General features: G+C 57.5%; 10 protein-coding genes and 1 pseudogene. 10 read left to right on the plus strand and 1 reads right to left on the minus strand.

From position 1 onward, the window contains the following. From F1735_RS30795 to F1735_RS30825, 7 genes are all read left to right on the plus strand, one after another. The coding region (locus F1735_RS30795) for an RHS repeat-associated core domain-containing protein (RefSeq protein ID WP_229506044.1) at positions 1–737 on the plus strand (737 nt) is incomplete at its 5' end. A gap of 7 nt (positions 738–744) precedes the next feature. Then, positions 745–990 carry a hypothetical protein gene (locus F1735_RS30800; RefSeq protein ID WP_167240475.1) on the plus strand — a complete coding sequence of 82 codons (246 nt, stop codon included), beginning with the start codon at positions 745–747 and terminating at the stop codon, positions 988–990. An 831-nt stretch (positions 991–1,821) separates the two neighbouring features. After that, positions 1,822–2,388, plus strand: a complete 567-nt coding sequence (locus F1735_RS30805; protein ID WP_167240483.1) for a DUF2889 domain-containing protein — start codon at positions 1,822–1,824, stop codon at positions 2,386–2,388. A 72-nt stretch (positions 2,389–2,460) separates the two neighbouring features. Then, positions 2,461–3,633: an ADP-forming succinate--CoA ligase subunit beta gene (gene sucC, locus F1735_RS30810; protein WP_166894615.1), complete on the plus strand. Its 1,173-nt coding sequence runs from the start codon at positions 2,461–2,463 to the stop codon at positions 3,631–3,633. Between the two features lie 15 nt (positions 3,634–3,648). Then, positions 3,649–4,530, plus strand: coding sequence for a succinate--CoA ligase subunit alpha (sucD, locus tag F1735_RS30815; RefSeq protein ID WP_166894617.1), 882 nt, complete (start codon positions 3,649–3,651; stop codon positions 4,528–4,530). Positions 4,531–4,617: 87 nt separating this feature from the next. Continuing rightward, positions 4,618–5,211 (plus strand): FHA domain-containing protein, encoded by a 594-nt coding sequence (locus F1735_RS30820; protein ID WP_167240477.1) that lies wholly within the window; start codon positions 4,618–4,620, stop codon positions 5,209–5,211. A gap of 207 nt (positions 5,212–5,418) precedes the next feature. Next, positions 5,419–5,862, plus strand: a complete 444-nt coding sequence (locus F1735_RS30825; RefSeq protein WP_222853126.1) for a pilin — start codon at positions 5,419–5,421, stop codon at positions 5,860–5,862. Positions 5,863–5,980: 118 nt separating this feature from the next. On the opposite strand, the pseudogene F1735_RS30830 reads toward F1735_RS30825, so the two are convergent. Next, a pseudogene (locus tag F1735_RS30830) lies at positions 5,981–6,259 on the minus strand (DDE-type integrase/transposase/recombinase); the annotation flags it as partial. Between the two features lie 297 nt (positions 6,260–6,556). On the opposite strand from F1735_RS30830, the gene F1735_RS30835 reads away from it, so the two are divergent. The 3 genes from F1735_RS30835 to F1735_RS30845 all read left to right on the plus strand — a co-directional run bounded on the left by F1735_RS30835 (position 6,557) and on the right by F1735_RS30845 (position 10,527). After that, positions 6,557–9,502, plus strand: a complete 2,946-nt coding sequence (locus F1735_RS30835) for a spermidine synthase (RefSeq protein WP_167240479.1) — start codon at positions 6,557–6,559, stop codon at positions 9,500–9,502. Positions 9,503–9,702: 200 nt separating this feature from the next. Further along, positions 9,703–9,963 carry an IS66 family insertion sequence element accessory protein TnpB gene (tnpB, locus tag F1735_RS30840; protein ID WP_373888610.1) on the plus strand — a complete coding sequence of 87 codons (261 nt, stop codon included), beginning with the start codon at positions 9,703–9,705 and terminating at the stop codon, positions 9,961–9,963. A gap of 111 nt (positions 9,964–10,074) precedes the next feature. Next, positions 10,075–10,527 carry a hypothetical protein gene (locus F1735_RS30845; protein WP_167240481.1) on the plus strand — a complete coding sequence of 151 codons (453 nt, stop codon included), beginning with the start codon at positions 10,075–10,077 and terminating at the stop codon, positions 10,525–10,527. Positions 10,528–10,672: the final 145 nt, after the last annotated feature.

Below are 10,672 nucleotides of genomic sequence, written 5' to 3' on the forward strand. Positions count from 1 at the left end.
GGATGATTACACGTACGCCCGACAATAAAATTGTCTGGCGCTGGGACAATGGTGATCCGTTTGGCTTGACGCCCCCGAACGAAAATCCGAGCGGTGTTGGCACCTTTACCTTCAATCTGCGGATGCCGGGGCAGTACTACGATAGAAATACAAATCTTTTCTACAACTACTTCAGGGATTATGATCCGCAGACGGGGCGATATATCCAGAGCGATCCGATCGGCCTTGCTGGTGGCGTCAATACGTACGGCTACGTAAGAGGAAATCCTCTTAGCAAGGTCGATCCATTAGGGCTACAGGAAGAAGGTAGTTTGTCGCCAAGGCCCCGAACGTATCCAGGACCTTTTGATGTTCAAAATCAGGCAACTCGGGAGGTCATGACTCGAATCGTGAAGGGGACTAGCCGCCTGATCAAGAGAATCAAAGACGCTTGCCTGAATTCGGGTAACAGTGATGGAAACACGCCAGCAGTCCCCCCGGCTCCGCCAGCGGGCACACCAGCAACACCAGACTATCCAGGGAACGACCCCTCAGTTGCTCCTCCAGGCTATGATTGGAGAGGCAGGCCTGGTAGTGTTCCTGGTAGTCAGCAAGGAAACTACGTGAACCCTGCAACTGGCGAGAGCCTACGGCCAGATCTGAATCACCCCCCTCCTATTGGTCCTCATTGGGATCATAGAGATGCCAATGGAGATTGGGGCAGGATTTATCCGGATGGAACACGAGTATCGAAGTGAGAAAGTTATGAATGACTGGCGCTTACAAGGACAAGAAAAATTTCTATCCGCTGTCGTACTTCAGAGGAAGAAGTATCAGCTATACAGAAAGGGGTGGGACCATGATCATTGTGAATTTTGCGGGGCTAAATTTTCTTTGGAAATTGCCGGCTCCCTTGAGGCTGGTTATGCAACGGTAGATAATTATCATTGGATTTGCGATTCCTGTTTTGACGACTTTAAAGAAATGTTTCGTTGGAAAATATCGAAGTAACGGCTTAGTGTCGACAATGGTAGTATCAACGGCCCAATGCCGTTTTGAGTGGAAGTTGACTTCGGCTACCATATCGGCTACCGCTGTGAATGTCTGCGCCTTGCGGCGCTTGTCGATGTCCGGTCCGGAGCAGGGTCAAGGGCGGGCGGCGCGAAGCGCTGCCCGGCGAAGCGAACCCTTGACGCTGTGCAGGGCCAGTACGCTGGTTCATGGTCGTCGTCATGGCATGCCGTGGCGACGACCATGGACACGCCTTGCGGTGATGCGCCCATCCACAGCAACGAGCACTGTTTAATCTAAGGAAGCCGCAATGAGTATTGGTGTCGAAGCCCTGTTTACGTCCGCGCTGGGACTGAAGTTTCCGTGGGAAGTGGTCAAGGTCGAGCTCGACACTGCCAAGGGCAGGGCACGGGGTCAGGTCTGACAAACGGACACGGGCTGATGCGTAGCCGGATCGGCCATCCCCAAGCTCTTCTTAGGCAGGGCACGGGGTCGGGCACGGGGTCAGGTCTGAGGAACGGGGTCAGGTCTGACAAACGGACACGGGCTGATGCGTCGCTGGACGGGCCGTCCCCAAGATCTTCTTCATTGAAGCGGCCACATGCGTCGCCGCGCGACCGATACCAAAAATCCCCCCAACTGATGAAATTTCGCGCATCTTGCCCCAAAAAACCATGTTGCAGCGCAACTGGCCTCCCGCATGTGCTAAACTTTTGTGGTTTAAGCAGCGCCGCATGAGCGGTTGTTGCCGTAGAAGCTGCGGCAACGTGCACGATGTGCACACCGGCTGCAACTATTTACGCCGCATTTTCCGGCATTGGTCTTGTCTTCATGCCCCTGTCTTCTCCCGTCCCTCGCGCCCTGCGGCATACGCGCGCCATCGAAGTCGCAGCGTACGCGCGCGATGATGGCCTGTGGGATCTCGACGCCCGCATCAGCGACATCAAAGTGCGCGACGTCACCCTGGCCTCTGGCGTCAGAAGCGGCGGCATGCCCCTGCACAACCTGCACCTGCGCATCACCATCAACCGCGAACTGACCATTGTCGATGCCGAAGCCGCGTCCGATGCCGTTCCCTACCCGGGCTATTGCGATACCATAGCGCCGGCTTACAAAAAATTGATCGGTCTGTCCTTGATGAAGGGCTTTCGCCTTGGCATCAAAGAGCGGCTGTCCGGCGTGCTTGGCTGCACGCACCTGAGCGAACTGGCCCAGATCCTGCCGACGGCGGCGATCCAGGCTTATGCCAACGACGTGATCCAGACCCGCGACGGGCCGGGCCACGATCCCTTGCCGGAACGGCCGTTCCAGATCGACAAATGCCATGCCCTGCGTGCCGAGGGTCCCGCCGTCGCGGTGTACTATCCGCGCTGGGTGGCGAAAGCTGTACCGGGTTAGCCTCGCTTTCCCGTTTTTTTCCGCATTTCAACCGTATTTCTACAAATCAGTATCAGAAGAAGGGAAGCCAGCATGAAAATCCATGAGTATCAAGGCAAAGAAATCCTCCGGCAGTATGGAGTGACGGTACCGCGCGGCATTCCGTGCTTGTCCGTGGAAGAGGCTGTAAAAGCAGCCGAGACGCTCGGCGGTCCGGTCTGGGTAGTCAAGGCACAGATCCATGCTGGCGGTCGCGGCAAGGGCGGCGGCGTGAAGGTCGCCAAGTCGCTGGAACAAGTCAAGGAATACGCAGAACAGATCCTGGGCATGCAGCTGATCACCCACCAGACCAGCCCGGAAGGCCAGAAAGTGCGCCGCCTGCTGATCGAAGAAGGCGCGGACATCAAGAAAGAACTGTACGTGTCGATGGTCACCGACCGCGTCAGCCAGCGCGTGGTGCTGATGGCGTCCTCCGAAGGCGGCATGGACATCGAAGAAGTTGCCCATTCGAACCCGGAAAAAATCCACCAGATCGCGATCGACCCATCGGTCGGCCTGACCGACGCCGAAGCGGACCAGATTTCCGCCAAGATCGGCGTGCCGCCTGAATCGATCGCCGACGCGCGCGTTCAGCTGCAAGGCCTGTACAAAGCCTACTGGGAAACCGATGCGTCGCTGGCCGAAATCAACCCGCTGATACTGACCGGTTCCGGCAAGGTCATCGCGCTCGACGCCAAATTCAACTTCGACTCGAACGCCCTGTATCGCCAGCCGAACATCGTCGCTTACCGCGACCTGGACGAAGAAGACGCGGCCGAAGTCGAAGCATCGAAGTTCGACCTGGCTTACATCTCGCTCGACGGCAACATCGGCTGCCTGGTCAACGGCGCCGGCCTGGCCATGGCCACCATGGACACCATCAAGCTGTTCGGCGGCGAGCCTGCCAACTTCCTCGACGTGGGCGGCGGCGCAACGGCGGAAAAAGTCACCGAAGCGTTCAAGATCATGTTGAAAAATCCAGGCCTGAAAGCCATCCTGGTCAACATTTTCGGCGGCATCATGCGCTGCGACGTGATCGCCGAAGGCGTGATCACCGCGTCGAAAGCCGTTTCCCTGACCGTGCCGCTGGTTGTGCGCATGAAGGGCACCAACGAAGACATCGGCAAGAAGATGCTGGCCGACTCCGGCCTGCCGATCATCGCTGCCGATACGATGGAAGACGCAGCCAAGGCCGTGGTAGCCGCTGCTGCTGCTCATAAAGCCTAATTCGAAGGAACAAACATGTCGATTCTGATCAATAAAGATACAAAAGTAGTCACCCAGGGGATTACCGGCAAGACCGGTCAATTCCACACCCGCATGTGCCGCGATTACGCGAATGGCAAGGAATGCTTCGTTGCCGGCGTGAACCCGAAGAAGGCCGGCGAAGATTTCGAAGGCATTCCTATTTTCGCTAACGTTGCTGAAGCGAAAAAAGAAACCGGCGCCAACGTGTCGGTCATCTACGTGCCGCCGGCAGGCGCGGCCGCCGCGATCTGGGAAGCCGTCGAAGCCGAACTCGACCTGGCAATCTGCATCACCGAAGGCATTCCTGTGCGCGACATGATGGCGCTCAAGGACCGCATGGCCAAGGCCGGCTCCAAGACCCTGCTGCTCGGTCCTAACTGCCCGGGCCTGATCACGCCAGACGAAATCAAGATCGGCATCATGCCGGGTCACATCCACCGCAAGGGCCGCATCGGCGTGGTCTCGCGTTCGGGCACCTTGACCTACGAAGCGGTTGGTCAGTTGACCGCGCTGGGCCTGGGCCAGTCGTCGGCAGTGGGCATCGGCGGCGACCCGATCAACGGTCTGAAGCACATCGACGTCATGAAGATGTTCAACGACGATCCGGATACCGACGCGGTCATCATGATCGGCGAAATCGGCGGTCCTGACGAAGGCAATGCGGCATACTGGATCAAGGACAACATGAAAAAGCCGGTGGTGTGCTTCATCGCCGGCGTGACCGCGCCTCCGGGCAAGCGCATGGGCCATGCCGGTGCACTGATTTCCGGTGGCGCCGACACCGCGCAAGCCAAGCTCGACATCATGGAAGCCTGCGGCATTAAAGCGACCAAAAACCCGTCGGAAATGGCGCGTTTGCTCAAAGCCATGCTGTAATTTGTAAGCGAAGGCAAAGGTAGTGAATAATGACGGGGAGCGCAAGCTCCCCGTTCTCGTTGGCGGGTCACCCACCGGAGGGCAAGAGTGGCGAAAATTATCATATCGCGCAATCAGGCGGTGATACGAGAGGTCGAGCTCGACAAGGACCGCATGACGCTCGGGCGCAAGCCCGACAACGACATCGTCTTGCCGCACCCGGCCATGAGCGGTTCCCACGCGGCGTTCAACTTCATCATGGACGATGTGTTCGTGGAAGACCTGGGCAGCACCAATGGCACTTATGTCAACGGCAAGCGGGTGGCAAAACACATGCTGGAAGATCACGATACCATCGTCGTGGCGCGCTTTCAGCTCGAATTCATCGGCGGACCGCGGCGCGCGATGCCGGACGCGCCTGCCGGTACGGCCAAGCTGCTCGGTTCGGTCGAGGTCAAGACCGGTCCGAACGCCGGCAAGCGGCTGGTACTGAGCAAGCCGCTGTCGACCCTGGGCAAGGCGGGGGTGCAGGTGGTGGCGATTACGCGCCAGAACGGTGACTATTACCTGACGCATGTGGACGGCAATGTGGCGCCGTTCATTAATGGGGTTTCCCCCGGCAAAACGCCGTGCCGCCTGAACCATGGGGATGCCATCGAATTGGCCGGAGCGGACATGGTGTTCTGCTTGGCGCCAGGGTGAGCCGCAGGCGCATTCAGGCATTGGAGTCCATCGCGCCTAAAAATTGTCAGCGAATTGACACATTTTGTAATTTCCAACTGGAAACTGACGTTTTACAGTGCGATTGGCCTGTGCCTAGTCAAAAATGGGCAAAATCGCGTGGCACGATAATTGCTGTGCTCTCATAAGATTTAATGCAGGGCAATTACGTCTACATAAAGGAATTCGATGAAATCGATGCGCAAGCTAAAACGTGCCCAGCGGGGCTTCACGCTGATCGAACTGATGATTGTTGTGGCAATTATTGGCATTCTGGCCAGCGTGGCACTGCCCGCCTACCAAAACTATGTATCCAAGGCACAAGCCACAACTGGGCTGGCAGAAATTTCCGCCGGGAAGATTATTGTGGAAGCGAAATTGGCCGAAGGCGTCCACACAGCGCTGACAAATCCGGAAAGCGTGGGCATCCACTCGTCCAGCAAGCGATGCGCCATTGCCATATCGATCATCTCGGACGGCGATACTACCCTGACCTGTACGTTGACGGGAAATCCGAATATCGACGGAAACTACATTACGCTGACGCGCACGGCAGACAGCGACTCTACGCCGGGGCGGTGGAAATGCACTTCTAATCTGAGCGATCAGGTTAAACCTAAAGAGTGCAGTTAATTCGCTGAGCAACCGACAAGCCCCCTGAATAGGGGCTTTTTTTGGTGCGCCCAGCATGGGCGCACTTACTTGGAGGTGAAAGTCCTCTACTCACCCAACATGGGAAGAGGTTAGCTGTCGCCTGCTTGAGCACGCCCTCGATGTCGAGCGCCGTCTCGCCCAGGCAGAAGGCGCTGTGCGTGACCAAGCGCGAGGCATCGTCGAACAGCGACACCAGGTAGGCCTTGCGCGGCTTGCCCTCGACGATGACGCGCGGCCCGTGCATGACATCGCCGTACCAGATGGCGCCGGCCGATTCGGCCACGAAGCTGCGCTTCTCCTCGGCCTGGCTCGACGAACCGCTCATGCGCGCGATGCCATGCCCGGCAAGCAGGCGGTGGATCGCCGAGCGTAACAAGTCCCGATGGTATGTGTGTTACGTGAGAACTTCACACGATATTGGAGGAGTACTGGCCTATTTTTTTGCATGACGTCCCACGCTGCGATGGGTTCAAGTTTACTTAGCGACCTGGACGAGCATGGGATTCAAGGCCCGAGTGAGCCTGGGATTTCAAAGGACGTAACACCCCCTGACGCCAGATGGCGAGGTATGATAAAACTGTAAAATTGATACATTTCAATAATTTCTCGCTTAGACCTTGAGGTATTTGTTAAACTTGAATGGTTTTTCCATTGTTTCTCCTAAGGATAGCTAATGAACCAGCGGCCGACCGCGTCCATCCAATATGCCCTGTTCACGGCATTTGCCTTCTCCGGTTTTTCCGGCCTCATTTATGAAGCGATCTGGACCAATTACCTCAAGTTCTTCCTTGGGCACGCCGCCTATGCTCAGGCGCTCGTGCTGGCCATGTACATGGGAGGCATGGCCGGTGGCGCATGGCTCGCGGGACGCTATATGGGACGCATCAAGAATCCCTTGTTGGCCTATGTGATAGTCGAGATTGCCATCGGCCTGTCCGGCCTGCTGTTTCACAAAGTCTTCTTATCGGCGAACGGCTTTGTGTTCGATACGGTGTTGCCGGGCGTCGACTCTCCCATGGCCGTCGAGCTGATTCGCTGGACCTTTGCCGCCATTCTGATCCTGCCGCAGACCTTATTGCTGGGTGCGACCTTCCCATTGATGTCAGTTGGCATCCTGCGCGCGTTTCCGGATACGCCCGGACGCTCTATTTCCATGCTCTATTTTACCAACAGCGTTGGCGCAGTCGTGGGCGTGCTAACCAGCGGCTTCATCCTCGTCGATGCCGTCGGCCTGCCCGGTACCATCATGACCGCCGGCCTGACCAATCTGGCGCTGGCCGTTGCCGTGTATGGGATTCAGAAAAAGCTGTTCTTTTTCAGCAGTGCCCCTGCTTCGCAGGGCGGAAGCTCTCCCTTGCTACGCCCGATGCTGTTGGTGGCACTGATCACGGGACTATCCTCGTTTATCTACGAGATCAGCTGGATCCGTATGCTCAGCATGGTGCTGGGCGCGTCGACGCACGCATTTGAATTGATGTTGTCCTCATTCATCCTCGGTCTCGCACTCGGTGGATTCTGGCTACGTAAGCGCATCGACAGCTATAAAGATCCCGTGGTTGCGTTGGGCATCATTCAACTGCTCATGGGACTCCTTGCGCTCAGTACGGTACTCGGATACAACGAACTGATGAAGATCATGAGTGCCTTGTACGGGGCCCTGCAGCCAAGCGATGCAGGCTACCTGATGTTTAATGGAAGCAGTCATATCATGACGATTGTTGTGATGCTTCCAACGACATTCATGGCGGGCATGACCTTGCCTCTGATAACCTTGGTGTTGTTCCGTGGCGGTGCCGGGGAATCTTCGATCGGCCGGGTGTACGCCTTCAATACCTTGGGCGCGATTATTGGCGTCGTGTTAGCTTCTACGGTACTGTTGCCGCTTACGGGGCTGAAAAATGCCGTCATCGTCGGCGCTGCACTCGATATGGTACTGGCGATCTATCTGCTGGGCCGCAGTGGCAACAACAGGACGTGGCGGGGCGCGGCGATTGGCATGATGGGCGTGGCCATCATCGGCACGTACATCGCGCCTGCATTCGACGCAAAATGGATGAGTTCCAGCATTTTTCACATGGCCAGCAAGGCTTCTCCGGATTCATTAGAAGTTCTTCTGCATCGCGATGGGCGTACCGCCAGCGTCGACGTGATCCGCGACGGCCGCAACCTGGTTATCAGCACCAATGGAAAACCAGATGCCAGCTATGCGCCGGCGGAAGGGGACACCCCCTCGGCTGACGAACCGACTCAAGTGCTGCTGGGGGCCCTGCCAAGTTTGGTGAGTCCACAGGCCAAAACCGCAGCAATGATCGGCATGGGTTCCGGCATTAGTGCCAATGTGTTACTGGCCAACGATCACCTGGCCCAACTCGACATCATCGAGATCGAAAGTGCCATGGTCGAAGGCGCCAAACTGTTTGGCAACGCCTCCTCGCGTGTGTTCAGCGACCCACGCAGCCATATCCATATTGACGATGCCAAGAGCTTTTTCGCAGCACACAAGCGTCGCTACGACCTGATCATTTCCGAACCGTCCGATTCGTGGGTCAGCGGCGTGTCTAACCTGTTCACGACCGAGTTCTACAAACGCATGCGCCGTCATTTGTCCGACGACGGCGTACTGGTGCAGTGGGTGCCTACCTACGGCAATTCGCCTATACTGGTTTCCTCCGTGATGCAAGCGCTGGGGAACAATTTTGCTGATTACCGAATTTATGGACCAACTGACTCGGTCATGGTGATTGTGGCGAAGGCCGATGGCAAGCTTCCCGAACTCAGTGGGCAGGCGATGAAGAATCCGGCGATGGCGGCCGCGATGGCAAGGGTCGGCTGGTCCAGCCTGGACGATGTGCATAAGCATGAAATTGGCCGCCGCGAATTCCTTCACGCTGTCTTCAGCGCGTCCGGCGCACCTGTCAACTCGGATTTTTTCCCCTTTGTGGATCAGAATGCGCTGCGCGCCAAGATTGTTCGAACACGAAATGGGCAGCATGTCGACATACTGCATTTGACCGGCATTCCGCTACCTGGCGCAAACTACATGGGCACCATCATCGAGTCGGACAACAAGCGCTCTGGCTACTATTTGCCGCGCAAGCGTTCCGAAGATGGACGGATTGCAGCCCGCTATTTCGCCGGTGGCGCCAAAACAGCCATGCCGTCGCAAGTGGATTTTGGTGTGTTGACAACCCTGCAGAACAAACCCGGTTGTGAGGACCCCGTCGCCCAAAACGGTTGGCAAGCCGCCTTGCTTCAATTTGCCGGTCTTGCCATTCCCAACACCAGCATGGAAGAGGTCAAGCCAGCAATTGCCTTCCTTCGTGCCCAGTTGTGCTCGGCCAGTGAGGCCGAAACAAACAGAGCGATGCTCGATTTGATGGAAGCGCTTTCCGCACGCAATCCGCCGGCCGTGGAAGCGGCAGCAAAGACGGTGTTAAGCCATACCAAAACAGTCCAGTCCGACACCAAAGGTTATGCACTGAACGCGCTATTGCTATCACTCTACCAACAACAGAAATGGGAAGAGATTCAACATACGTTAAAAAAATTGCCGGGTTCGCGCTCCATTCTGGCGACCGTTGTTGAGTCGCACGCCTACTTAAATCTGAAGAAGAAATAGTCGCGATACAGGGTGGGCAAGGCCTCGCTGACCGCCATGTCTGAAAGCGAGGCCTGGAGAGTACGGTAGCTCAGCGGCGTATTGCCCGGCCCGTTGGCGATCTGGAAAATGCATCCCTGGTGACAAACAAATCCCAAGGAGATGGTAATGGACGCAAGCAAGCAAGCGGGCAGTCAGGCGGGTGAACTGGCCCCCTGCACGTGCAGCAGGCGTTGGGGCGAGCGCGGTGCGACGGCACTGCCTACGTGTTTGCCAATCGCCGCCGGACGCGCCTGAAGGTGGTGTGCTGGGACGGCACAGACCTCTGGATGTGCCTGCGCCGTTTGCATCGTGGCCAGTTCGTCTGGCCCGAGGCTGAAGATGCATGCTGGCAGATGAGCGCCGAGCAATTGCAGTGGCTGGTAACCGGCGTGGACTGGGAGCGCTTGTGTGCATCCGCCCCGGCGCAGTGGCCCCTGTGAGGACGTAAACTGTTTCGCTTGTAAACAGTGCCCATGCTCGGTAAACTACCGAGCATGGGGAAGTCGCTGCGGTGAAGACCGGCATCAACGTGCGCTCGGCGCGCCGGCTCGATGCCGTTGAAGACTGCGTCGCAAAGGCCCGCCCGTGCCTCGCGCACCCGCTCCGACCCCTTTGAGGCCGTCTGGCAGAGCGAGATCGTACCGCTGCTCGAAGCGACGCCGGCGCTGACCGCCACCACGCTGCTGGAGGAAATGCAGCGCCGCTATCCCGGGCAATACGACGCTGCGCTGCTGCGTACCTTGCAGCGCCGGGTACGCACGTGGAGCGCCAGTTACAGCACGGAGCGTGAAGTGTACTTCGCGCAGGCTCATCCGCCGGGCCGCCCGGGCCCGTCCGATTTTACCCATGCCACCGTAGCCCGCGTGGCATTGCGCTATTGCGTCAGTCGTCCGTGGAAGAACGACTCGAGATGCCGAGCAAGTGAAGGCTGGCCGTTCATGCGAAGCCTCCATCACGGAAGGCGTTCGCTGCAGCTAAACCCAGCAGTTCCGGCGTGGCAGTAATGTAGTAGGCAGTATCGCTGTAAGCGGTCGCTCAGCGGCGTTATTGCGCGACCCGATGGCGATCTGGAGAATGCATCCCTGGTGACAAACGAATCCCAGGGAGATGGCAATGGACGCAGGTAAGCGGGCAGTCAAGCGGGTGAAC

This window comes from Massilia genomosp. 1 (assembly GCF_011682185.1).
Taxonomy (GTDB): domain Bacteria; phylum Pseudomonadota; class Gammaproteobacteria; order Burkholderiales; family Burkholderiaceae_D; genus Telluria_A; species Telluria_A rubra.